This is a genomic window from Ascidiaceihabitans sp. (assembly GCF_039986515.1).
Taxonomy (GTDB): Bacteria; Pseudomonadota; Alphaproteobacteria; order Rhodobacterales; family Rhodobacteraceae; genus Ascidiaceihabitans.
Genome location: NZ_JBDWQO010000003.1, coordinates 283,429 through 305,464, shown reverse-complemented (window position 1 = coordinate 305,464; position 22,036 = coordinate 283,429). Strand labels below are relative to the sequence as shown.

General features: G+C 54.2%; 24 protein-coding genes and 1 pseudogene. 14 read left to right on the top strand and 11 right to left on the bottom strand.

Annotation, left to right across the window (positions count from 1 at the left end; all coding sequences use genetic code 11):
• Positions 1 to 156: 156 nt before the first annotated feature.
• The gene (locus ABJL60_RS01905; protein WP_348373523.1) at positions 157 to 393 is read right to left on the bottom strand and encodes an FAD-dependent oxidoreductase; all 237 of its coding nucleotides are present in this window, start codon (positions 391 to 393) and stop codon (positions 157 to 159) included.
• Between the two features lie 41 nt (positions 394 to 434).
• Between ABJL60_RS01905 and ABJL60_RS01900 the strand changes: the two genes are divergently transcribed.
• The 5 genes from ABJL60_RS01900 to ABJL60_RS01880 all read left to right on the top strand — a co-directional run bounded on the left by ABJL60_RS01900 (position 435) and on the right by ABJL60_RS01880 (position 5,060).
• Positions 435 to 1,019: a GntR family transcriptional regulator gene (locus tag ABJL60_RS01900; protein ID WP_348373522.1), complete on the top strand. Its 585-nt coding sequence runs from the start codon at positions 435 to 437 to the stop codon at positions 1,017 to 1,019.
• 154 nt (positions 1,020 to 1,173) lie between these two features.
• The gene (locus tag ABJL60_RS01895) at positions 1,174 to 2,325 is read left to right on the top strand and encodes an amidohydrolase (protein WP_348373521.1); all 1,152 of its coding nucleotides are present in this window, start codon (positions 1,174 to 1,176) and stop codon (positions 2,323 to 2,325) included.
• Positions 2,322 to 3,515, top strand: a complete 1,194-nt coding sequence (locus ABJL60_RS01890; RefSeq protein ID WP_348373520.1) for a diaminopropionate ammonia-lyase — start codon at positions 2,322 to 2,324, stop codon at positions 3,513 to 3,515. Before ABJL60_RS01895 ends, ABJL60_RS01890 begins: the two co-directional genes overlap by 4 nt.
• The gene (locus ABJL60_RS01885) at positions 3,505 to 4,674 is read left to right on the top strand and encodes a Xaa-Pro peptidase family protein (RefSeq protein ID WP_348373519.1); all 1,170 of its coding nucleotides are present in this window, start codon (positions 3,505 to 3,507) and stop codon (positions 4,672 to 4,674) included. Before ABJL60_RS01890 ends, ABJL60_RS01885 begins: the two co-directional genes overlap by 11 nt.
• A 14-nt stretch (positions 4,675 to 4,688) precedes the next feature.
• Positions 4,689 to 5,060, top strand: a complete 372-nt coding sequence (locus tag ABJL60_RS01880) for a cupin domain-containing protein (protein WP_348373518.1) — start codon at positions 4,689 to 4,691, stop codon at positions 5,058 to 5,060.
• Here the strand turns inward: ABJL60_RS01880 and ABJL60_RS01875 are convergent.
• The 5 genes from ABJL60_RS01875 to ABJL60_RS01855 form a co-directional block, all read right to left on the bottom strand.
• Positions 5,057 to 5,845 carry an arylmalonate decarboxylase gene (locus tag ABJL60_RS01875; RefSeq protein ID WP_348373517.1) on the bottom strand — a complete coding sequence of 263 codons (789 nt, stop codon included), beginning with the start codon at positions 5,843 to 5,845 and terminating at the stop codon, positions 5,057 to 5,059. The genes ABJL60_RS01880 and ABJL60_RS01875 overlap by 4 nt on opposite strands.
• A 21-nt stretch (positions 5,846 to 5,866) precedes the next feature.
• Positions 5,867 to 6,682: an ectoine/hydroxyectoine ABC transporter ATP-binding protein EhuA gene (gene ehuA, locus ABJL60_RS01870; RefSeq protein ID WP_348373516.1), complete on the bottom strand. Its 816-nt coding sequence runs from the start codon at positions 6,680 to 6,682 to the stop codon at positions 5,867 to 5,869.
• A gap of 3 nt (positions 6,683 to 6,685) precedes the next feature.
• The gene (ehuD, locus tag ABJL60_RS01865) at positions 6,686 to 7,387 is read right to left on the bottom strand and encodes an ectoine/hydroxyectoine ABC transporter permease subunit EhuD (protein WP_348373515.1); all 702 of its coding nucleotides are present in this window, start codon (positions 7,385 to 7,387) and stop codon (positions 6,686 to 6,688) included.
• A 3-nt stretch (positions 7,388 to 7,390) separates the two neighbouring features.
• Positions 7,391 to 8,056 (bottom strand): ectoine/hydroxyectoine ABC transporter permease subunit EhuC, encoded by a 666-nt coding sequence (gene ehuC, locus ABJL60_RS01860; protein ID WP_348373514.1) that lies wholly within the window; start codon positions 8,054 to 8,056, stop codon positions 7,391 to 7,393.
• Between the two features lie 83 nt (positions 8,057 to 8,139).
• Positions 8,140 to 8,982, bottom strand: coding sequence for a transporter substrate-binding domain-containing protein (locus ABJL60_RS01855; protein ID WP_348431220.1), 843 nt, complete (start codon positions 8,980 to 8,982; stop codon positions 8,140 to 8,142).
• A 248-nt stretch (positions 8,983 to 9,230) separates the two neighbouring features.
• Here ABJL60_RS01855 and ABJL60_RS01850 point away from each other — a divergent pair, with 248 nt between their 5' ends.
• The 8 genes from ABJL60_RS01850 to ABJL60_RS01815 all read left to right on the top strand — a co-directional run bounded on the left by ABJL60_RS01850 (position 9,231) and on the right by ABJL60_RS01815 (position 15,522).
• On the top strand, positions 9,231 to 9,680 hold the full coding sequence (locus ABJL60_RS01850) for an Lrp/AsnC family transcriptional regulator (protein WP_348373512.1): 450 nt from the start codon (positions 9,231 to 9,233) through the stop codon (positions 9,678 to 9,680).
• A gap of 354 nt (positions 9,681 to 10,034) precedes the next feature.
• Positions 10,035 to 10,943, top strand: coding sequence for a fumarylacetoacetate hydrolase family protein (locus ABJL60_RS01845; protein ID WP_348373511.1), 909 nt, complete (start codon positions 10,035 to 10,037; stop codon positions 10,941 to 10,943).
• On the top strand, positions 10,864 to 11,460 hold the full coding sequence (locus ABJL60_RS01840) for an RtcB family protein (protein ID WP_348373532.1): 597 nt from the start codon (positions 10,864 to 10,866) through the stop codon (positions 11,458 to 11,460). The genes ABJL60_RS01845 and ABJL60_RS01840 overlap by 80 nt, the downstream gene beginning before the upstream one ends.
• On the top strand, positions 11,457 to 12,098 hold the full coding sequence (prfH, locus tag ABJL60_RS01835; protein WP_348373510.1) for a peptide chain release factor H: 642 nt from the start codon (positions 11,457 to 11,459) through the stop codon (positions 12,096 to 12,098). The genes ABJL60_RS01840 and prfH overlap by 4 nt, the downstream gene beginning before the upstream one ends.
• Positions 12,095 to 13,342 carry an AAA family ATPase gene (locus ABJL60_RS01830; protein ID WP_348373509.1) on the top strand — a complete coding sequence of 416 codons (1,248 nt, stop codon included), beginning with the start codon at positions 12,095 to 12,097 and terminating at the stop codon, positions 13,340 to 13,342. Before prfH ends, ABJL60_RS01830 begins: the two co-directional genes overlap by 4 nt.
• Before the next feature lie 226 nt (positions 13,343 to 13,568).
• Positions 13,569 to 14,381, top strand: coding sequence for an RNA ligase family protein (locus tag ABJL60_RS01825; protein WP_348285372.1), 813 nt, complete (start codon positions 13,569 to 13,571; stop codon positions 14,379 to 14,381).
• A complete protein-coding gene (locus tag ABJL60_RS01820) occupies positions 14,374 to 14,748 on the top strand; it encodes an HD domain-containing protein (protein WP_348373508.1) in 375 nt (124 codons plus the stop codon). The genes ABJL60_RS01825 and ABJL60_RS01820 overlap by 8 nt, the downstream gene beginning before the upstream one ends.
• Positions 14,749 to 14,970: 222 nt before the next feature.
• On the top strand, positions 14,971 to 15,522 hold the full coding sequence (locus tag ABJL60_RS01815) for an AAA family ATPase (protein WP_348373507.1): 552 nt from the start codon (positions 14,971 to 14,973) through the stop codon (positions 15,520 to 15,522).
• Between the two features lie 522 nt (positions 15,523 to 16,044).
• On the opposite strand, the gene ABJL60_RS01810 is transcribed toward ABJL60_RS01815, so the two are convergent.
• The 5 genes from ABJL60_RS01810 to ABJL60_RS01790 all read right to left on the bottom strand — a co-directional run bounded on the left by ABJL60_RS01810 (position 16,045) and on the right by ABJL60_RS01790 (position 20,999).
• On the bottom strand, positions 16,045 to 16,932 hold the full coding sequence (locus ABJL60_RS01810; protein WP_348373506.1) for a VOC family protein: 888 nt from the start codon (positions 16,930 to 16,932) through the stop codon (positions 16,045 to 16,047).
• Complete coding sequence (locus tag ABJL60_RS01805) at positions 16,929 to 17,651, bottom strand: serine acetyltransferase (RefSeq protein WP_348373505.1); 723 nt, start codon at positions 17,649 to 17,651, stop codon at positions 16,929 to 16,931. Before ABJL60_RS01805 ends, ABJL60_RS01810 begins: the two co-directional genes overlap by 4 nt.
• Positions 17,641 to 19,146, bottom strand: a complete 1,506-nt coding sequence (locus tag ABJL60_RS01800) for an aldehyde dehydrogenase family protein (RefSeq protein WP_348373504.1) — start codon at positions 19,144 to 19,146, stop codon at positions 17,641 to 17,643. The genes ABJL60_RS01805 and ABJL60_RS01800 overlap by 11 nt, the downstream gene beginning before the upstream one ends.
• On the bottom strand, positions 19,143 to 20,000 hold the full coding sequence (locus ABJL60_RS01795; RefSeq protein WP_348285367.1) for an NAD(P)-dependent oxidoreductase: 858 nt from the start codon (positions 19,998 to 20,000) through the stop codon (positions 19,143 to 19,145). The genes ABJL60_RS01800 and ABJL60_RS01795 overlap by 4 nt, the downstream gene beginning before the upstream one ends.
• Before the next feature lie 93 nt (positions 20,001 to 20,093).
• Positions 20,094 to 20,999 (bottom strand): LysR family transcriptional regulator, encoded by a 906-nt coding sequence (locus ABJL60_RS01790; RefSeq protein WP_348373503.1) that lies wholly within the window; start codon positions 20,997 to 20,999, stop codon positions 20,094 to 20,096.
• 313 nt (positions 21,000 to 21,312) lie between these two features.
• Between ABJL60_RS01790 and ABJL60_RS01785 the strand changes: the two are divergent.
• Positions 21,313 to 21,945, top strand: a pseudogene (locus ABJL60_RS01785) (tyrosine-type recombinase/integrase).
• Positions 21,946 to 22,036: the final 91 nt, after the last annotated feature.

Genomic DNA, 22,036 nt, shown 5'->3' with positions numbered 1-22,036 from the left:
TGTTCACCGCCCGGCAATGCGCAAAATCTATGCCCAGGTTTTCAGTGATCATGGTTTGGATGCGATCGTCTTTCCCACTACGCCACTGACGGCGCGGCCCATCGGGCAGGACGAAACGGTTGAGTTGAACGGCGCACAAGTCCCCACCTTTCCGACTTATAAATCACTGGACAGATCTTTGATCGCCTCGGTTACAAGATAATAATTTTCGCAAGCATGTAGAGGCACGCCGACGCTATTTTTCTGTCCTAATTCTCGCGCCCACATCCCACCGCAATTGACCACGTAATCAGCAGTGATGATGCCTTGATCCGTGCGTACACCGCGGACTTTGCCACCCTCGACATGCACCTGCTCCACTTTGATCTTTTCCAAGATTGTCGCGCCGTGCACACGCGCGCCCTTATGTTGCCGGAAATTATGATGTCAGTCGGATGACGGCGCACCGCGTACTTGAAGCCAAAGGATTGGCGTATCGCGACGGGCGTAAAGGGCGTTTTGTATCGCCGCAGCGGCTAACATATGACATCAGCCAAATGGTTAATTTTTCGGCGGATGCACAGGCAAGAAATGTGGGTTTGCAGATCGAAATACTCGACGCCGGACCGCACGATGCCGATGCGAAATTGGCCCGTGAACTATCAGTACAAGTCGGAGAACAGCTGCATGCGTACACGCGACTATTTAAGATAGAAGGTCACGCTATTTTCATTGAAACCGAATTCGTGATCGCCGCGCAATTTCCCGATTTGTTAGGCCACGACCTGCGCCAATCGACAACGCTGTTTCTAAGCCAGCACTACAACATGTGCGCACATACTGGCGGTGTGATCATTCGAATGCGCGGCGTATCGGCAAACGAAGCTAAGCTGCTTGGACTGTCGGAAAACACCGCCGGTATCGAATTGGAACAGGTCATCCACGACGCCGAGGGCACTGCGTTTTGCATTGGCCGTCAGATATGGCGCGGGGAATTGGCTGAGTTTTCGGCCCGTACATTCGTAAATTCCGAAAGCTAAGTCTTCAGGAAAAACTTGCAACATCGTCCATGTTTTCTGAGTGCCGTTCTGTTGACGCAAAACTTGGAGGAAATTCATCGCGATCAGTGGCTTTTTTGATGTGTAGTTTCCCGTCATATCATTAGGTTATGGTTCATCAGTACAGGGATTGAAGATGAACACGTTTCACAAAAAGCTGACCGCGCTGCGGCATGCCTTTCACCGTGATCCTGAACTTGGCTTTCAAGAACTGAAAACCAAGGCGGTGGTGGCCGATCATCTACGCGGTCTGGGGCTTGATGTTCACGTCAGTGCGGGCGTCGTCGGCGTATTGCGCGCAGGTCTCGGCAATCGGACCATTGGGCTGCGCGCAGACATGGATGCGCTGTCGATCTTAGAGACCAGCACTCATGATTATGTGTCAAACACGCCCGGCGTGATGCATGCCTGCGGTCATGATGGCCACATGACGATGTTATTGGGCGCAGCTGAAACGCTGGCGAAAGACCCTGATTTTGACGGCACAGTCGTGTTCATTTTTCAGCCCAATGAGGAACACGGACTGGGTGCACGCGCCATGATTCACGAGGGTTTATTGGAGACGTTCCCGATTGATGAGGTCTACGCAATCCACAACTTACCCGGCGCACCTGTTGGACAAATATCAACGCGCGTCGGACAGGTCTGCGCGAGCGAAAGCCTGTTTGAGATTGAGATAAGCGGCCAAGGCGGACACGCCTCGATGCCGCATGTCGGTGTTGATGCAATCACAGTTGGCTCCGAGATGGTGCAGGCGCTGCAAACAATTGTGTCGCGCAAACTTGCCCCCGGTGCAGGTGCGGTTGTGTCGGTCACGGAGTTTTTGAGCGATGGACAACGCAATGTGCTGCCCGGGCATGCAACACTAAAGGGCGACGCGCGCGCACGGTTGCCGCAAGACCGGTTGGATATTGAGCGCTTCATGCGCCAGATCGTGGACGGGATCGCCGCGGCCCATGGGGTTACGGCCAAAGTTCAATTTGTGACCGAATTCATCGAGACCATCAACGCGAGAGATCCTGTCGACGCGGTTGTGCGTGCGGCCAATGCCATGGGTCTAGAGGTCATCGGTGATCGGGACGCCATGAGCTTTTCCGAAGATTTCGCCCATTTTTGCGCAGCTGTTCCGGGTTGCTTTCTATTGCTTGGCAATGGGGAAAACGGCCCGCATGGCCAACCGCTGCATGCGGCGGATTACGATTTCAACGACGCGCTTTTGCCTATCGGAGCGGCCTTTTGGGCCCAACTGGTACGTGATCGCCTGCCAACCAGAGAGACTTTGTTATGACCAACATTCTGCCAACCGCTCAATTGGGCCATGTGCCCGCCAACCGAAAATCCGGCGATGCCGCGTATCGGGTTTTGACCGAAAGCGAATTTGCCATCGCGCGCGCAGAGATTACGGCATGGGACGGTTACGCGGAAACTCCGTTGGTGTCACTTGGTGCTTTGGCTTCGGCAATTAATGTTGGAGAAATACTCTACAAAGACGAAGGTTCCCGCTTTGGCTTAGGGAGTTTCAAGGCATTGGGGGGGGCTTATGCGGCGGTGCGCGTCCTGCAGCGCGTTATTTCAGAACGACTGGGCCAAGAGGTCTCGTTGGCGGATGTCCGTGGCGGCAAGCATGCGGCGGAATGCGCCGCAATTACCTTGGTCTCTGCAACCGACGGCAATCACGGGCGCTCGCTTGCCTGGGGCTGTAAACGGTTCGGCGTGCCTTGCCGTATCTACATCCATGCAGAAGTCAGCCAGGGGCGCGCGGATGCAATGCAAGACCTTGGCGCTCATGTTATTCGGATCGAGGGAGATTATGACGCGTCGGTCGCTTTGGCCAAACAAGAGGCAGAAGAAAACGGTTGGTTTGTGGTCTCTGACACGTCTTGGCCGGGCTATTCACTTCCGCCTCGCGATGTGATGGCGGGTTACGGGGTGATGACGCAGGAAATTTGCGAAGCTTTGGCCCAGGCACCATCACATGTGTTCTTGCAAGGAGGCGTTGGTGGCTTAGCCGCTGGCGTCGCAGCGGGCTTGCGCCAATTTTATGGCGATGCGTCGCCGCGCGTTGTTATTGTAGAGCCGGACCTTGCGGCGTGCTTGTTCGAAAGTGGCAAGTCAGGCAATGCCACGAATGTGAAAATTGACGAAGAGACCTTGATGGCAGGTCTGTCTTGCGGAGAACCATCGCCCCTCGCGTGGGAAATTCTAGAAGAGGAGGCGAGTGACTTCCTCACAATCCCTGAACGTCTCGTTGCACCATGCGTGCGATTGTTGGCCGCGCCATTGGACGGCGATCCGACAATTGAGGCGGGAGAGAGCGCCATTGCAGGTCTTGCGGCTTTGATTGTGGCACGCAAGGATAGCGTGTTGTCCAACACGTTAGAATTGGACGCAAATTCGCGGGTGTTGCTTATCGGTTCCGAAGGGGTCACTGACAGAGCCATCTTTAAGATGATCATGGAGGGCCGCGATGCCGCCTAAGACATTGGCGCGCGGATTTTGCACCGCTGAATTTGAGGGCCGGACCCAGAGGGCGCAGGCGCTTATGGCCCAGCAAGGGCTGGCAGGCATGCTGCTGATGAGCGAGCCTGACGTGCGGTATTTCAGCGGATTCCAAACGCTGTTCTGGCAAAGCCCGACACGACCATGGTTCTTGTTCGTTCCCGCCACGGGCAAACCAATCGCCGTGATCCCCGAAATCGGAGCCGCCTTGATGCGACAGTCTTGGCTCGACGACATTCGGACGTGGAGCGCGCCGGCGCCTGATGACGATGGTATTAGTTTGCTGACAGAGCTCTTGTCGCCCTATGCGAAAGCAAAGGCGCGGATCGGGGTGATGAAAGGGCACGAAACGATGCTGCGGATGCCTTTGGGGGACTGGGAACGCCTGATCATGGCGCTTCCCGGTCTGGACATCGCGGACGTCACCGGACTTGTTCAGGGCCTTCGCATGGTGAAGTCTACCGCGGAAATCGAGAAACTCTCCCACATTTGCGCGATTGGATCGGCAACGTTTGCCCGCGTTCCAGAGGTTATGTCGCAGGGCATGGCGCTCGAAGACGTGTTTCGCACATTCAGACGCGAAGCACTGGCGCAAGGCGCTGATGATGCGCCCTATGTTGTGGGGGCCGCAGATCAGGGTGGGTATGTCGACGTCATCTCACCACCCACGCGCCGCCCTTTGCAAGTTGGTGACGTGCTGATGTTGGACACTGGCCTCACATGGGATGGGTATTTTTGTGACTTTGATCGCAACTGGGCCATTGGCCGCAGGGATGATGCTTCGCGCCGTGCCTATGATGTGTTGTGGCGTGCGACCGAAGCGGGCATTGCAGCCGCGCGACCGGGCAACACCTGCCGTGATTTGTTCAATGCCATGTCCGCAGTGATTGCCGAACTTGACGAAAGTGGCGGTGACATCGGGCGTTTAGGTCACGGGCTTGGGATGCAGCTAACCGAACAGCCGTCACACGCATCGTTTGACACCACTGTTCTGACCGAGAATATGGTGCTGACGATTGAACCTTCGTTATCATACGGCAATGGTTTGATGATGGTACATGAGGAAAACATCGTCGTCGGAAAAGACGCCGCGACTTTGTTGAGCACGCGTGCGGCGCCAGATCTGCCGGTCATTTAATCGAGGAGCGCCGAATGGATAAGTACAAACCCGGCGATGATATCGGCGCGCTGGACTTCTGGCCCTTTGATGCTCCGGCAAGCCAGTATCGCGTCACCAAGGGTGATCCAAAGACCTATGGGCGTATTGATGCCGGTGGGGCGGGGCACACCACCCGCTACGGGATATGGCGCTGCACGATCGGTGCATTTGAATGTATCGAGCAGGGCGACGAGCTGATGACAGTGCTTTCTGGTCGCTGCAAACTTATCCAACATGACACTGGGATGACCCGCAGCCTTGGCCCCGGAGACAGCTTGTTCGTCCGCGATGGCAGTCAGGTAACTTGGGACGTGGCTGAGGATATTACCAAAGTCTTTTTCGGGCACAAAGCGCGCGGATACTAAGGCAGAAGTGACGTGCCCGCTTGGGAAAACAACTGACCAAACCCAGTCAACTGGTCCGTAATTCCAGCGCGGCGCAAGCAGCTCCAGAACTGGGCCTGATTGGACGTGATAACGGGTTTGCCAGCGGCCTGTTCAATCTCTTCGATGACCTCCAGCGAACGGATGCCGCTGCATGACAGGAAGATCGCATCTGCCTGCGGGTGATCAATCTCAAGTGCGAACTTCTTCCAGTAGGCGGGTGTAACCCGACCAAACTCCAGACCAGTTTCCAGATTGAGCCCCTGAATATCAAGAACCTCGAACCCTTTTTGCACCAAAAATTCAGCCTCGGCGACGTTGATCGCGTCCAGATAAGGGGTGCCAACCACAATCTTTCGCGCCCCCAGTTCGCGCAGTGCATCAACAACGCCAGTGACAAGGCACATAGGCTGCGTCCACGGTGCGCCTTTCGCAATCTGCGAAAAGACACGATCCTCACCATTCACAATTGACCCGCTTGTGCAGGAATAGCTGATGACCTCGGGTTTCATATCAGGTTGCAGGCGCGCTGCGGCCTCTGCCATGTTGGCGATGTGTTGGGCAAGCGTTTCGGGGGTCGTGTAATCGTCGGTCTTAAGACGGGTGATATGCACTCCGACCCCTTCAGGCGCCATGGTGAAAAAGTCCTGCTCTGCGGCCAGATCAGTCGACATCAGGATAAAGCCCAGCCCAGCCCTGTGATAGCGCCCGCCGTCCATTTCAGGCGTGCGGGGTTTGGACGTGATGACATCACCGGATCTATACATGGTTCTGCCTCCTTTGGCGAATTAGACGGCCTCTTTCACCGCGCTCAGAAATTGTTGTGTTCGCTCTCGTTGCGGGTCGCCAAAGAGGTCGGCTGGCTTGCCTTGTTCCTCGATCTTGCCACCGTAAAAGAAGCACACCCGATCCGAGATATCGCGGGCAAAGCCCATTTGGTGTGTCACCATTAGCATAGTGAGGTTGTGCTCTGACACCAGTTTGCGGATCACGTTTGTCACCTCACCGATCACCTCGGGATCAAGCGCAGAGGTGACTTCGTCAAACAACATCACCTTGGGCCGCATCGCCAATGCGCGGGCAATCGCAACCCGTTGCTGCTGACCACCTGACAGGCGTGATGGATGCTGGTCTTTTTTGTCGGCCATTCCGACCAATTCAAGAAGTTCCTCACCCCGGTCGCGCGCCTCGGCCTTGGACATGCCAAGTACCTGCACCGGCCCTTCCATGCAGTTCTGGATCGCCGTCATGTGCGGAAACAGATTGAAATGCTGGAAACACATGCCGATATCTGTGCGCCGTTCCCGCAGATGGCGCTCATTAGCTCGAATTAGTTTTCCGTCTTTGCCCATGTGCGTCAACGGTTTGCCATCGACATAGATGACACCTCCGTTGATCTGCTCAAGCGTCATAAGCATCCGCAAAACAGTTGTCTTGCCAGAACCGGACGGCCCAATAATCGACACCATTTCACCCGCCGCAACGTCCAGATCAAGGTCATCCAAGACGACCAAAGACCCATAGGCTTTGCGCACTTTCTTAAAGCTGACCATCGGTTTGTTTTCGTCCGCAATCTCCAGCGGGAAACCTGAAAAATCTTCCATGTTCTACATTCCTAGTTTGCGGCGCACGAGGTTTTCAAATGCGCGGATAAGGCCAGCGGCAGGCAGGGAAAGCGCCAGAAAGATAACACCGACGAGTGTGTAAGCTTCCAAGTAGCGCCACGTTTCCGAGCCGATCGAGTTAGCGGTATGGATAAGTTCGGCAACGCCGATCACCGAAAGCATCGGCGTGTCTTTGAAAATCCCGACGAGGTAGTTCCCCATGCCTGGAATGGCAGATGGGATCGCCTGTGGGATGATCAGGCGTTTGTAGGTCTGCATTGTCGTCATGTTCAATGCAGTCGCCGCTTCCCACTGCCCTTTCGGGACACTGTCCAAACCGCCGCGATATACTTCCGAGAGGTAGCACGAATAATGCAGGCCGATGGCAATCATACCCGAGATCCATGGGCTGAGGGTGATACCGAATTGTGGCCCGACGTAGAAAATGAAAAAGATTTGCAGAAGGAGAGGTGTCGAGCGCACGAATTCAACGAATTCACGGACCACAAACGTCAAAATCCGACTGTCACTGCGTTGTGCGAGCGCAAATACCAAGCCGAGCACCAGTGCAATAAGATAGCCCGCTGCCGCGGCAATGAGCGTGTTCAGTGTCGCCTCAAGCAGGCGCGGAAGGATTTCCCAAGCATAGTCCCATCGCCAATCAAACTTTGGGAACCACTCGTCTTTCAATAACCAGTCAAACATGGATCATGCCCTCCCCATTTTGCGGGCCATAAAACCCTCAAGCCAACGCATGAACGGCGTCAGCAGGAAGCGCGCCAGAATGTAATAGATGACCAGTGCCATGCCAAAGATTTGTGCAGACATATAGGTGCTGGCATTGATTTGTTTGGCTTGGAACATCAAATCTGTGACGGAAATCAGTGACACAAGTGCGGTGCCTTTCAAAATTTCGACCATCAGGTTGCCCCACACGGGCAGCATATTCACCAATGCTTGTGGCAAGATAATGCGCCACATGCGGCGTGCGCCGCTCATGTTGATTGCGGTTGCCGCCTCCCACTGTCCTTTAGGGACCGACATAATACCCCCACGAACAAGCTCGGCACCATAGGCACCGGCATTCAACCCAATTGCGACCCAACCGGCTGTGAACTTTTCAAGCGTGACGCCGAACAACGGCAAAACAAAGAAAATCCAATAAAGCTGAACCAACAGGGACGTGCCCCGGAAAAGCTCAATGTAAGTGACCGCAGATCCTTTGATCATTCTGTTTGGGGACATTTTCATCAACCCAAAGACAAGTGCGAGGCCGACCGTCAGTGCTGCCCCCAAAAGAAATTGAGCGACCGTAACTCCGGTACCTGACAACAGTCGCGGCCAATACTGGCTCAAGAATTCAAAAAGGCTCATGTGTGTGCTCGACCGTTGAGATTTCAAGAAAAGTGGCAAGCCCTTTGGCCCGCCACTTATCGCTGCATTAGTGAAGCCGAACCTTAGCGGTTAGCGCAGGCCCACTCAGTGGTGACGTCACCCGGTAGGTGCAGCTCTGAATATTCGTGCTCGGCAACCTTCGCCATCATTTCCTCAGTTCCAAGATAATCCTTAAGGGCTGCGTTAAAGCCGGCCAAGAAGTCTTGATCCTCATGGCGGAACCCGATTGCAGCAAAGTTCTTGCTCCACTCTTCCATCTGCGATGAGTCACCCAATTCAATTTCGTCGTGATCAGCCGCGAGGTGCTGCGCTTCGAAATCGGTCAAAACAGCGGCGTTAGCACGGCCAGCTTTCAGGGCTGCTACCATTTCTGTCGGGCCAGGAACCTGCATGATGTTCGCATCTGCAATTCCAAGTTTTTGCGCTGCCTCAACAGTGTTGTAGCCAGCGCCCGTCACCATGATGTGTTCGCCGTTTAACACGTCAGTATAGCTGTTGATGCCTTCAGGGTTTCCCGCAGCAACCAAAATACCGTCACCAGATCTTGCAACCGGCTCAGAAAACGACACGTTTTCACAACGCGATCCCAGAACGTACATACCGCCTGTAATCAGGTCGAAACGCTCAGCTTTCAAACCTGGAATCAAGCCACCCCAGTCGCCAACAACCGGTTCGACATTCGTAAGACCCATTGAAGCCAGAACTTCAATTGCGATGTCGTTTGTGAAACCGTCTGCATCGCCGGCCTCGTTCGGGTAACCCCAAAGCGGAATGTTTGCAAAACCAATGCGGATAGTTTCACCAGCGTCGATGCGGTCTTGTAGTGGGCCCGCGAAAACGGACGTCGCCGTGGTCGCCATTAAGAAGCCGGTCGCGATAAGACCTTTTGTGATGTTCATGGGCATAAATACCTCCTTGCCATTGTTGATCTGAGCGTGCGCCGTAGGCGTCACGTCCCAAGGGGTTGTTGATTGCGCCGCACACCAAGGGATGCCCCCAAGCTGTGTTTTCAGCACTTGTTCAGTTTTTTGGAATTAGCCCCCCAACTTCCAACAACGATGATAGAGACGATGAGGGAGCATTTTCGTCGATATTCTCGTTTTTTTTGACTAATTGCGTTGTCTTTTGATAATTTTCCGATCTACATCGGAGCATGGATGACAAAGACTTAGAGATTCTCAAACTTGTTCAACGCGATGCCCGCCTCACGGCCGAGGCGTTGGGATTCGAGATCGGGCTATCCCCTCCGGCAGTGCAAAAACGCCTGAAGAAATTGCGCGAGACCGGTGTGATTGAAAGCGAAATTGCCGTGCTGTCCTCTGCCAAATTGGGGCGGGGAATGACGGTCATTGTTCAGGTCATGCTCGAACGCGAAAGTCGTATGCATTTGGATGCGTTTAAACGCAAAATGCGAACTGCACCAACGGTACAACAATGCTATTATGCAACGGGTGAAGCCGACTTCATACTGGTAGTGATTGTTGAGGACATCGCCGAATACGAGGCCTTTACCCAAGAGTATTTCTTCGATGAATCCAATGTGAGCAAATTCACATCGTCAATCGTGATGGACAGGGTCAAAGTCTCATTAGATATTCTTTAGACGTTCTAGGGTTTCGTCCCTTGAACCAGTGTTTAAATCTGCCCCGAGAACAACCTAAACACCGACGTTCCCCAAACCGCCAATGTCAAAGACCAACTGCTGCATCTACAAGCCGGCACAAAAATTTTCTGAACGTTTATACACGGGTCCACGTCTCAAGTTTTAGAGAATCCCACAGCGAATGGTCAATTTGACCTCGCCCTATTTTGTCGTGATTAAACTGCCAATAAGCGGAAACTCGCCACATCACAAAGACCTTTGTGTTACGAGCGCGCGAATGCTGCGCCAGCATAAGCCGCACGTGCATAAGACCGCTTCGTCCCGCACTGTGTGAGTTCCTGGAAGGTGCAGCGAATGACTGCGACGCCGAGGAAATCGGGACAATCAGTGTTTGAAACCGTTGCTACGGCAAGCCCTGGCCTCATTGCGCAATACCCTACCTTGCGAGACCTGCTGGATGCTGAAATATCTGAAGCGTTGAAAGACAGCGAAAACCTGTCCGCAAAAATCCCCATCGCCGAGATCACATTCCAGCCGCCCATTCCAAACCCCCGCAAGATCATCTGTGTTGGTATGAATTATCCCAAGCCTTACCCCGTTGATGGCGTGGCCCCGCCCAGCCCTGAACACATCATTCTGTTTGGCAAGGAAGGCGAGACACTTGTCGGGCATGGCGCCACTTTGGAGGCACCGCGCGGTACACCGGCCGACAGCTTTGACTATGAGGGCGAAATTGCGGTTGTGATCGAAAAACCAGCACGCCATGTGACGGCCGCGCAAGCGATGGATCATGTTCTAGGCTACGCGCCTTTCAACGATGGTTCTGTGCGCGACTGGCAAAAACACTCGATCTATGCAGGCAAGAATTTTGCAAATTCTGGATCCTGGGGGCCTTGGGCCACCACCGCTGATGCGCTGCCGCGTGTAGAGGATTTGCATCTGGCCGTCACCTTGAACGGGGACATGATGCAATCCGCATACGGGCGCGAAATGATCTTCTCCCTGCCCGAACAAATCGCTTACGCCTCATCTTTGTTCACTCTGCACCCGGGTGACGTAATCGCAACAGGCTCCCCCGATGGAACCGGCGGTAGTCGGACACCAAAGCGGTTTTTGAAACCAAATGATCTGCTTGCGGTACCTGCTTGTCCATTCAGGATCACGCGGTTTTGGGGCTGCAGTTCTGGGCTCTGTCCCGCAGGGCGCATTTTCAGGGATGAATCCCGGCGAAACAACCACCCAAGACTATATGCAAAGCCATGACAATGCCGTTCTCTGGGCTAGCCTAAATCGCCCGATCATTGCTGAACGTGCGGCCGAGGCATTGCGTGCGGACCTGCATCTGATTGCCGATGCGCCGCACAATCCCCTGACGCAGCATGGTGATGATTGGCTACACCGCAAAGGGGCGGCAAGTGCGGCCTCTGGTCTTGTTCCGCTGGCCGGATCGCGGGCAACACCCGGCTACCTTTTGCGCCCAATCGATCAACCTGATGCGTTGATGTCCACGGCGCATGGGACGGGTCGCCGCTATGATCGATCTTCCATGCATGGTCGGGTGCGGGCCAAACGATCTGATGTTGAAGCAATGCAACGCACGTCCTTTGGCGGTCGCATCATTTGTCAAGATCGTGACTTGCTGATTGAGGAAGCACCACTGGCCTACAAATCGTCGCAAAGTGTGGTGGCCGATCTAGAAACAACCGGTGCAGCAAAATCAGTTGCAATGTTCCATCCGCTTTTGACCTTCAAGAAAACACGAAATGGAGATCGGATATGAAACATAACATGCCAATTTTCCTTCTCATCACTAGCGGCAACGGACCTGCCGAATGCAATCAAGCTGTCGCAGGCATTCTACAGCATATGCTTGATGAGACCGAAGCGATCGGCCTTGATCTGGATGTGAATACCAAGCCTTCAAAGCATGGTGCAAAGTCCGCTGTGGTTGTTGTAAATGGTCTGGGTAATGATGCGTTTGCCCGACGCTGGTGCGGGACGATCCGTTGGCGTTCCAAAAGTACGTTACGACCGAACCACAAGCGCGCAAACTGCTTTGTTGGCGTTTTCCAATTGACGCGGAACGCGACACAGAAGGTTGAGGTTAACCCCAGCGATGTTGTGTTTGAGAGCTTCCGGGCAGGTGGGCCCGGTGGTCAACACCAGAACACGACAGATAGCGCAGTGCGGGCAACGCATCGGCCAACCGGATTGACAGCAGTAGCGCACGAAATGCGGTCACAACATCGCAACAAGTCCCTGGCACTTGAGCGACTACAGACCTTGATGAATGCGCAAGCCACAGCAGATTATGAGGCCCAAAAAAACGATCAGAACCAGCTCCACAACACACTGGAACGTGGCAACCCTGTCCGTTGCTTCAAAGGCACCAACTTTCGTGAGGAAAGGTGCCGATGATGGACATGATCAATAGCTTCTTAACCGATGCATTGAAAAGTGACTTCTTCGCTGGCGGTCTAGCTTTGGGTGCCTTTGGCATTGCCGTCGCGTCTTTTCGTGTCGGGATAATTGCGCTCTACAAGCTGGTCATGCGCCGTGTTTGGGTCAGCCTGACGTTGGATAACCGCAGCGCGGCTTATCGCCACTTTTGCATTTGGATGGAACATAACAATGTGCTGTCTAAATCGCGGCATGTGCGGATGACTGATGGTAGATGGGCCAGCGGCACAAAGGGATATGCCCCGGCACCCGGACTGCATTGGTTTTTAAGCCAGGGTAAGATTTGCCGTCTTGAACGCGACATTAACGAGAAGTCAAAAATCGGAAATCCTCACAATCAACGTCCAATGGAAACTTTACATGTCACCGTATTATTCGGCCGCGTCGCGACCATCCTTGGATGGATCGAGGTCGGACGACAAATCGCGCAAACGAAAGATCGCATCGGCCCCGGGCTACACATCCTGAAAGGCGATTACTGGGATAATGTTGGTGATATCCCGCGCGGCTCCATGGATACAGTTGTGGTAGACGACGACCGCGTGCGGCGGGTCTTGGAAGACATGCGTTGGTTCTATTCAACCAGTCAATGGTATGCTGAACGCGGTGTGCCATGGCGGCGAGGATATCTGTTTCATGGCCCACCCGGCACTGGGAAATCGAGCCTAATCCGAGCGCTTGCGTCGGAATTGTCTCTGGATATCGCGACTCTTGATGTTGGCAGGGCAACGCTGACAGATGATGATCTTCGTGAAGCAATGATTTGCGCGCCGAAACGCGCGTTGATCGCCGTCGAAGATGTGGATGCCGTATTCACACAGCGGACCGGTGGCGAAAAGCGTACTGGTGTCAGCTTCTCAGGACTGCTGAACGCTATTGACGGCGTTGCTGCTCAGGAGGGGAGCGCATTGATCATGACGACGAACCATAAGGAAAAACTGGACCCTGCTCTGATCCGACCAGGTCGTGCTGACGTGCATACAGAATTGAGATTGGTGAATGCTAAAACAGCTCGGCAGTTGTTTGATCGGTTCTTCCCAAATGAGGCGTTGCTTGCGGAACAGTTTCAAGAACGGTTGGGAATTCAGAAAAGTAGTCCAGCCGAAATTCAGGGCTGGTTGTTGGCAAACAGCTCTGATCCATCAAAAGCCGCGCTTGCGGCAGGTTTGTTGCGCGATCCGGGCATCATGGCGGCAGAATGAAGCATGCCGACTTGCGGTGCTGTGGCGCATCTAAGCCGACCTCGGAGAATTTGATCTTAATGTCCGCTGTTGATTTTTTTACCAACCAAAGCTATCAGCAGAATCCTGTTTCAACCCCGAACCCCACGGAAGTCCGATGTAATCGCTGCACACATATTTCAACCGACGCCCTGACAATTCATGTCGGGTGTTTTTGTGCGACCAATCGATACACCGTGAGACAGTTATGACTATCTACAAATACCCGCGTACGCGGCACATTGAAGGTTCGCGCCTTCAAGTTGGCGATATGGCGGATGATAAACCAATCAAAGACCTCAAAGGCGAACGCCTGATCGTGGAAGAGAAACTCGACGGGGCCAACTCAGCCGTATCCTTCGACGCGAATGGCAACTTGATGCTGCAGAGCCGTGGGCACTACCTGACGGGTGGTGGCCGTGAACGCCACTTTGCCTTGCTCAAGACGTGGGCTGCTGCCCATGCCCATGTTCTGCACCCGGTGCTGGGTCACCGCTTTGTCATGTATGGCGAATGGATGTATGCCAAGCACACTGTGTTCTATGACAGGTTACCCCATTACTTCATGGAGTTTGACGTGCTGGATCGGGACAATGGCACCTTCCTCAGCACTGTTGCTCGTCGGTCGTTGCTAACCGGTTTGCCAATCATGCCGGTCCCTGTAGTGCATGAGGGTGAAATCACGTCCGTCGATCACCTGAACAGCATGACACGTCCAACACCATACAAGTCGGTTGATTGGCGTGATGCTTTGGCCGTTGCAGCAGAAAGGTCTGGCAGTCGCCCTGATATGGTGGACCAGCAGACAGAAGACAGTGATTTGGCCGAGGGCCTTTATCTGAAATTGGAAGATGCGGATCATGCGCTGGACCGGTTCAAGTTCGTCCGAGCTGACTTCTTGCAAGCGATCGAAGCCGCCGATGGCCATTGGCACGACCGTCCGATCTTGCCGAATAACTTGGCAGATGGGATCGATATCTTTGCGCCGGTGCTGGGCGTGCAAGGGGCTTACGATGCGTAGGCCCATTAAACCCATTGTCACGCACGACGACCTGTTGTCGTTGGTTCCAACCGGCCCGCTTTGGCAGGTCGATTGGGCGGCAATCTGGCCGTTATGGCCTGAATTAGCGAAACTGGACACCTGCCCGCAGGATCCGATCCACCATGCTGAAGGCGATGCGGGAACACATACGCGCATGGTGGTCGAAGTATTGGTCGCTGATCTTGATTGGCAAAACCTGTCACCTGATGATCGCAGCAACGTGTTTTGGGCGGCGGTCTTGCATGATGTCGGTAAACCGGCGGTGACGAAACATGAGGACAATGGACGCATCTCGTCCCGTGGGCATTCACGGGTTGGGTCGTCCATCGCACGACAGTTACTTTGACATGCAAGGTCGCCATTCGCATGGCGAGAGGCGCTGTGCGGAATCATCGCTCATCACCAACTCCCGTTCTGGCTGATCGAACGACCTGATCCTATTCGACTGGCGATTGAAACGTCATGGCGGTGCAGGCCTGATCTTCTATGTTTGCACGCCAGAGCAGATGCGTTGGGTCGGATATGTCAGGATCAACAGGCGATCTTGGAGTGCGCCAGCCTTGCTGAAATGACGTTCCAAGACGCCGGTTGCTTGCACAAGTCATTCGCCTTCGCTAACGACGAAAGCCGTGTTGCCTTCTTCGAGCTTGAAGACCGTGATCCAAACTATGCCGCGCATGAGAACTTCAAATGCACGGTCACGGTGATGTCTGGCCTTCCCGGCGCAGGCAAAGACACGTGGGTGTCTCATCATCGTCCTGATCATCCGGTTGTCAGCCTAGACCTTATCCGCGATGAACTTGGGCTATCGGCCACAGACAACCAAGGTCAGGTCATCCAAGCCGCCCACGAACGGGCCAGGGAGTATCTGCGGGCTGGAACAGACTTCGTTTGGAACGCCACGAACGTGACACGACAAAACAGATCAAAGGTGCTGCGGCTACTGCGGGATTACGGTGCGCGGGTTGAGATCGTCTACGTCGAAGTCAACCCCGATCAATTGCGTCGACAAAACAGAAATCGGCCGGACGCGGTTCCTGATGCAGTCATTGAGCATCTGACACGGAAGCTAGAACCACCTGAGATGTGGGAAGCTCACAAAATTTCTAATGAATGCTAGCGAGGGCGGGCGAGGAATCAACAAGCGGACGTTCATGTTCTTTGCAACATCCGGTAAAGAGGGCCGGAGGAGCCGTTTGCTGCGTCCGGAACGAGTGGTCGCTTCAGGGTTCGTTGCGGAAATCATGACATTTGCAACAACTCGGCAGAGCCATGGAACCAAGTTGAATTGGCTAGTGCATATTTCCGGTGCGAAATGTTGGGCTGTTTTTAGGTGCTAGGCAGGGGTCCTAGATGCGTGCCGCACCGCAAGAACCCTCAACAAGGGCGTATTCTGTTGAAAAACTCCAATGTCGAGCAATTTGAGTAAATCTGGCAGAATAATATTCCGAATTGCAGGCTTTTCTTTGACATTTTGCGGCATGTTTAGGCCGGCGGAGGACAGTGTTCTGGTTTCAGAAAATTTGCAATCGCTGCAAAGAGTTTTTCAACAGAATGGGCGGGAAGCGGACATTCGCTGCACACTAGCTTCCATAGAACATGCCAGCAGCGCCTCCAGATATTCTTTTATTGACTGTATCGATCAGACCAAACACGTTCCAAACCTCAAAATGACGTTCGCAGTGTCTTCTGGTTGCGTTGCAAAGAGCCCAGACGCAGTCGTCTTAAGGCGCAGGTCGCTCTTTTTCACCCAAGTTTCAAACGTATTTGCATCATGATAGCCTAGGTCCATCGCAACGATGCTGGGTGTTTTACTGTCTGTAATATCTGAAGGTAACGTTCCAAACTCAGCTTCAATAGCATCTAGAGTTTGCACCGAGATTTGCCCGTTCGCAGTATGCACGAAAAACCCTCCGCTCAAAGGTGATACGTCGCCGTAGAGGCCCCTCAATTTTGTTTTCAGCGTCTCTTGCTCTGCCACATTAGCCAGTATCGTGACGCCTTTAATCCCACTTGCCGTATTGGGATGCTCTAGCCATTCGGGAACATATATCAGCTCAGGCCGGTGCTGTTGGCACAAAAAGAACGAGAGCCGTGGGAAATCCAGGTCTGGCATGAGCGCGAGAGTTGTCTTTGTTCTGTCGGCGCTGCCATCGGGCAAAGTGACATTTCGCCCGAATTCAAGGTGGCCAGCAACCGTGAAACCCGCGTCTTGGGCCGTTGCTGCGTCTTTCACGCTGTCCGTGCTGTGCAACGCGCTTAATGCGACACCTTCGCGCTGTTGAAGATGTTCGAACACATGGCGCCCAAAGCAAAATTCGCCCGCGGGCACTTCGTCGATCAAAGTCTCATCATAGATGCCCATGATCTCCAGCAGGCAGCCATCGAACATGGCAAGGCTTGTACTGGTGCCCCAAGGATGTCTGCCAATCGCCGTCATGTTGAACCCAAGCGAAATGAGCCGGTCGCGGAGCCCTTCGATATCATGGGTTGCGAGAAGCGGATGGTCGATGCCGAATGACGCGTTCAAGTGCCTTGCTCCTTGTCTAGAAAAGATACACGCGCCGGTCCGACATCACGTGCTTTGGTGCCGACGACGACCCGACCTGCAGGGACATCTTCAAGAACGATTGCGCCTGCGCCTATATTTGCGCCGGCGCCGATAGTGACGCTACCAAGCACCAAGGCCCCCGCACCTATGATCGCGCCGTCTTCAACTTTCGGATGACGATCTGCGCCGGAGTTATTGAAGGTGCTGCCAAGGGTCACGTTGTGCCAGATTGATACGTCCTTGCCGATCACTGTGGTTTCACCGGCAACAAAACACAGCCCGTGATCCAGCCAAAAGCCCGCGCCAATTTGCGCGGCGGGGTGGATATCTGTTGCAAAAGCCCGACCGCAAGCAGCTTTCACCGCCATAGCAAGGGTCGTGTCCCCGTTTTGCCAAGCCGCATGGGCCACGCGATGTCCCATCGTGGCCTGAACACCGCGCGAAAACAAAAGAATTGCAGCAGGTCCACCGGGTTCAAAATTGCGACGCGCTGTTTCGGCTATGTCGCGTTCGGTGTCCGCCACAATTTCCGGTGTTTCGCGATAAGTGTGCGCAACGACGCGCCCGACAGCTGCGTTGCACATCGTACCGAACAAAGCCCCTACGAGATCAGGAAAATCGTTGAATGAGCCCAGACCTAAAAGTTCGGAGGTTTGCGGATCGCGCGCAAGCAGCGCTTTGACGTCATCAACTAACATAGCCAAACGCTATCCGAGGGGTCGGTGCACTGTCGAGCCAAACGCTTTTAGCGGACGTATATTCCATCAGCGCATCCGTGCCGCTTGAGCGCCCAAAGCCAGAGTTCAGCGACCCGCCAAACGGGGAAGAAACGTGAATGGCTTTGTAGCTGTTTATCCAAAACGTTCCCGCTCGCACCTGATCAGCGATGCGGTGTGCACGCCCCACATCGGCGGTCCAAACTGCTCCGGCAAGGCCAAAGTCTGTGGCATTGGCAAGCGCGATAGCCTCCTCTTCGGTATCAAAGGGGATGGCTGCAACGACGGGGCCGAAAATCTCGGTCTGTACAGCGTGATCGATGTTCGACAAACCGTTTAGAATCGTTGGCGGCACAAAAAAACCTTTGTCCGGTGTCGTGTCGCGGCTAAGAACACTTGCCCCGTCCGACATCGCCCGCGCCACCATGTCACTCACATATGCAAATTGGCTGGCGTTGCTGATCGGACCGACCTCGGTCGCTTCATCCAGCGGGTCGCCGAGTTTGATCTCGTTCATGCCGTTTGTCAGCATCTCGACCAATTCCGCATGAACCGAGCGCTGCACAAGCAAACGCGATCCAGCAACACAGCTCTGCCCCGCACCAGAAAAGATCGCGGCCTGCGCCCCAAGGCAAGCGTGTTTGAGGTTTGCATCATCAAAGACAATATTAGCCGATTTCCCACCCAACTCCAAAACCGCAGGCTTCAGGGCTTTTGCAGCCGCCGTTGCCACTACACGACCCGTCTCAGGCGAGCCCACAAAGATCACCTTGCGCACCGCTTGGTGTTCGATGGCGGCTTGACCTGCAGTGGGCCCAAGCCCGCATAGCACATTCACAAGACCCTTAGGTAATCCCACCTGCTCCGCCAGATAGACCAGTGCAACCGTGGTCACCGGGGTCAGCTCGCTTGGTTTGATGACGACACCGTTGCCTGTGGCAATCGCGGGTGCGATTTGCCAGCCGCCAGTGAAGATGGGCGCGTTCCAAGGGGTGATCTGGAAGACAACGCCCAAGGGTTCGCGTTTGGTATAGTTCAGATGGCCCGACGGCACTGGGATCACTTCACCATGAATTTTGTCCGCCCATCCACCGTAATAGGCAAACATCTCAGCCACTTTGGTGACTTCCACGCGGCAATCTCGGATCGGTTTGCCAGCGACCAGTGCCTCAACTGTGGCAAGCGGTTCTGCGTTGGCCAGAACTGCGCGTGCAATCTCCTGCATCACCTGACCACGCGCTGCACCAGACATCGTCACCCACTCCACCTGCGCAGCTTGGGCCGCGAGGCAGGCCTCTTTTGCCAGCGCTGCACCTGCATCGGGGTACTGGCTCAAATTCTGTTCGGTATAGGGATCGATCAAAGTAATCGCGTCGCCAGCGCCGTCCACCAATTCACCATTGATCAGGCTTTGTGGCCGCGTTCCAAGGCCAAGTGCCGCCATTTGGGCGGCAAAAACGTCTGTCCGCGCAGTCATGTGTTGGCTCCGTACTTGGTGATTTCGTTGAAGTCGGCGGCATCGGGGATGTCTCCAGAGTGAGATAGCCATAGGTCTGCAATTCCTGCAAACCCTGCCAAATCAACGCCTGTCTGTTCGGCCAGCTCTAGCGCTAGTCCGACGTCTTTGCGCATCAGGCCCATCGTAAAGCCGGAATCAAATGCACCGTTCAGCACCCACTTGGGGAAATTCACCTCACTGACCCCGCTGCGACCCGACCCTGCGTTCACACCGTCAAGCAACCCCTCCGGCTTCACCCCCGCCGCTTCGCACATGCGCACGGCTTCGGCGACAAGTACAAGGTTCGCGGCGCACAACATATTGTTTGCGATCTTGGCCGCATGACCTGCGCCGGACGCGCCAACTACCACGGTTTTTGCCGTTAGGATATCGGTCACAGGGGCCAAACGATCAATCGCGTCCTGATGTCCTGCCAGCAACATCGTCATCGTGCCTGTATTGGCCGCGGCTGGTCCACCGCTCACAGGGCCATCGATGAAATCAAAGCCATTGGTCTGACCCAATTTTGCCATCGCTTGAGATGTGGTTGGGGTCGACGTCGATGTATCAAGCACGATGGCGCCGGTTTCGATATGTGGCGCAACATCAGCCATCACTAACTCAACCACTTGCGCTTTGGGGAGGGACAGAATGATAATCTCTTGCCCGGTCACCAATGCGCTGGCTGTTTCCACGACATTTGCGCCAACAGAGCGCATGCGTGCCTGAATACCAGCGTCAGGATCATAACAGCTCACATCCATCCCTACTGCAATCAGTTGGCTGGCCATGCCACCGCCCATGTTGCCGCATCCAATGACCCCGATTTTCATAAAAACACTCTCCTTCATTTGAGAGGATCATAGCAGCGTTCCGCAATCTGCAAATGCATCGCCGTGTCAATATTGTTGCGCTGAACGCAACGCTTAATTGTTCAATGCCACCAATGAACGCGACATTATGGGGATCAGCTTTTGCGCAGCCAAAGGCAGCCTACGGCCTTGCCGAACGAATAGGCTCACCTTGCCGCTGCCAAAATTTGAAACCGCGACTGCACGTGCGCGCAAATTCCCCGCATTGATGTCATCAGCCACAACAAACTCGGGCAAAAGTGTTATGCCCAAATCACTTCGCACAAAGGCTTTGAGCGCGGCGATCGACCCCGTTTCCATCACCGCACGTGCTCGAAATCCATGCGAAGCTTCCATATCTGCAATCACTGCGCCTACCCCGTAGCCTTTGTTGAGAAACGCACAGGGTAAGCCGGAAAAATCTGCAATTTTCACTTCTCCAGCTGCATCGAATTTCCCACCCTTTTGGCAAACAACAACCAAAGAGCGGTCCGCCTGAGCGATAACATTCAATCGCGGATTAGGGGCGACATCAAACGCCAGACCAATATGGGCCCTATCTTCAATCACGGCGTCCGCCGTTTGATCCGTGGAACCAACGTTCAAGGAGAACGTAATCTCGGTGTGGTCTCGTGAAAACTTTTCCAACACCGATTGCGAGAAATCACTAACGAACCCTTCGCCTAGAGCGATAGAAATCGCGCCGCGTTCCATGTTCGCAAGGGCGTCGAGCTGGGACCTGAGAGCCTCCATCTCGCCGCTTTGCCTTTGCGCGTAATCTAGCAGCAGCAGGCCCGCCTCGGTTGGCAAAACACCCTTCCGCCCGCGTTCAATCAGCGCCGTCGCAAGCTGCTTTTCCAAAGATGCGATATTGCGGCTGACTGTTGAAGGTTCCAGTCCAAGCTGATCCGCCGCCGCACGGATTGTCCCCGCTGTCAGTGCCGTTTTGAAACTCAGGATATGTTTGGGTTCTGGCTGCATCTATTTACCAATTTTGCAACGCGACCTTATCGTTTGTTGCGATTAGCGCAATGATGTTTGCGGTGCTGTGTTATGACTGGCGAACAACCCAGAATGCGCTACCGCCTTCGCATTTAGATTTTTGATACGCTATGACATTGCAGAGCTTCATGCACATTGCAGCATCGGTTGAACCGGGCTCGTTGCCGCCTTTTGCTTTCGCAGAAACACTTGATGGCGCGCCATCGGCAAAGCCGCCATTTGTTTTTAGGCTATTATACGTCGTCAGCGCTGTGTGGATGTTTGGGCAGGAGGGTTGGATGGAGGGCAAATCATGCCGAGAGTACAACTTCCCACCGTCACCCCGAAACGCAGAGCTTGGAATAAGGGCCGCCTTGTCCGACAAAAGCGCCGCTACTTCCCAAACAGGTTTGGGCCATCCGCGCACGCCTTGAACTTGCGGGCAATCTTCGCGATCTGGCTCTGTTTAATGTCGCAATCGATATCAAGCTACGCGGTTGCGACTTGGTCTCGCTGAAAGTTACAGATCTTGTTAGGGACGACAGAATTCCTGAACGCGTGTCCGTGGTTCAAAGCAAGACGAACAAGCCTGTGCAGTTTGAACTGGCTGAAAACACGCGAGATACTTTGACCAACTGGATCAAGTCTCCGGAAATGATAGGATACCAGTTCATGTTTCCGAGCCGGTTTCATGATCGGCCGCACATATCGACACGCCAGTATGGGCGCTTGGTTCGGGATTGGGTTGTCTCGGTTGGTTTGAAACCTAGTGGCTACGGCACCCATTCTATGCGCCGAACAAAGGTGGCGGAGATTTATCGCAAGACAGGCAACCTGCGTGTTGTTCAGCTTCTGCTTGGCCACACAAAAGTTGATAGCACCGTCAGATATCTGGGGGTCGAGCATCGAGGATGCGCTAAGCATAGCAGAAAGGATTGATATCTGAGAACTCTGACGAACGGTTGGAGCCGTTCGTCATTTCGAAGCGGCCTTGATCGTTTGATACTTCCTACGGCAGCGCTGAGCCCGAACCTACG

Excerpts from the sequence above, each read along its gene's own strand:
- ABJL60_RS01845 (WP_348373511.1), top strand. The coding sequence starts at position 10,035 with ATGACTGCGACGCCGAGGAAATCGGGACAATCAGTGTTTGAAACCGTT.
- ABJL60_RS01820 (WP_348373508.1), top strand. The coding sequence starts at position 14,374 with ATGCGTAGGCCCATTAAACCCATTGTCACGCACGACGACCTGTTGTCG.
- ABJL60_RS01790 (WP_348373503.1), bottom strand. The coding sequence starts at position 20,999 with ATGCAGCCAGAACCCAAACATATCCTGAGTTTCAAAACGGCACTGACA.
- ABJL60_RS01830 (WP_348373509.1), top strand. The coding sequence starts at position 12,095 with ATGATGGACATGATCAATAGCTTCTTAACCGATGCATTGAAAAGTGAC.
- ABJL60_RS01825 (WP_348285372.1), top strand. The coding sequence starts at position 13,569 with ATGACTATCTACAAATACCCGCGTACGCGGCACATTGAAGGTTCGCGC.
- ABJL60_RS01850 (WP_348373512.1), top strand. The coding sequence starts at position 9,231 with ATGGATGACAAAGACTTAGAGATTCTCAAACTTGTTCAACGCGATGCC.
- ABJL60_RS01875 (WP_348373517.1), bottom strand. The coding sequence starts at position 5,845 with ATGTATAGATCCGGTGATGTCATCACGTCCAAACCCCGCACGCCTGAA.
- ABJL60_RS01900 (WP_348373522.1), top strand. The coding sequence starts at position 435 with ATGACGGCGCACCGCGTACTTGAAGCCAAAGGATTGGCGTATCGCGAC.
- ABJL60_RS01880 (WP_348373518.1), top strand. The coding sequence starts at position 4,689 with ATGGATAAGTACAAACCCGGCGATGATATCGGCGCGCTGGACTTCTGG.
- ehuA (WP_348373516.1), bottom strand. The coding sequence starts at position 6,682 with ATGGAAGATTTTTCAGGTTTCCCGCTGGAGATTGCGGACGAAAACAAA.
- ABJL60_RS01795 (WP_348285367.1), bottom strand. The coding sequence starts at position 20,000 with ATGAAAATCGGGGTCATTGGATGCGGCAACATGGGCGGTGGCATGGCC.
- ABJL60_RS01805 (WP_348373505.1), bottom strand. The coding sequence starts at position 17,651 with ATGTTAGTTGATGACGTCAAAGCGCTGCTTGCGCGCGATCCGCAAACC.
- ABJL60_RS01885 (WP_348373519.1), top strand. The coding sequence starts at position 3,505 with ATGCCGCCTAAGACATTGGCGCGCGGATTTTGCACCGCTGAATTTGAG.
- ABJL60_RS01815 (WP_348373507.1), top strand. The coding sequence starts at position 14,971 with ATGACGTTCCAAGACGCCGGTTGCTTGCACAAGTCATTCGCCTTCGCT.
- prfH (WP_348373510.1), top strand. The coding sequence starts at position 11,457 with ATGAAACATAACATGCCAATTTTCCTTCTCATCACTAGCGGCAACGGA.
- ABJL60_RS01890 (WP_348373520.1), top strand. The coding sequence starts at position 2,322 with ATGACCAACATTCTGCCAACCGCTCAATTGGGCCATGTGCCCGCCAAC.
- ABJL60_RS01800 (WP_348373504.1), bottom strand. The coding sequence starts at position 19,146 with ATGACTGCGCGGACAGACGTTTTTGCCGCCCAAATGGCGGCACTTGGC.
- ABJL60_RS01855 (WP_348431220.1), bottom strand. The coding sequence starts at position 8,982 with ATGCCCATGAACATCACAAAAGGTCTTATCGCGACCGGCTTCTTAATG.
- ehuC (WP_348373514.1), bottom strand. The coding sequence starts at position 8,056 with ATGAGCCTTTTTGAATTCTTGAGCCAGTATTGGCCGCGACTGTTGTCA.
- ABJL60_RS01895 (WP_348373521.1), top strand. The coding sequence starts at position 1,174 with ATGAACACGTTTCACAAAAAGCTGACCGCGCTGCGGCATGCCTTTCAC.
- ehuD (WP_348373515.1), bottom strand. The coding sequence starts at position 7,387 with ATGTTTGACTGGTTATTGAAAGACGAGTGGTTCCCAAAGTTTGATTGG.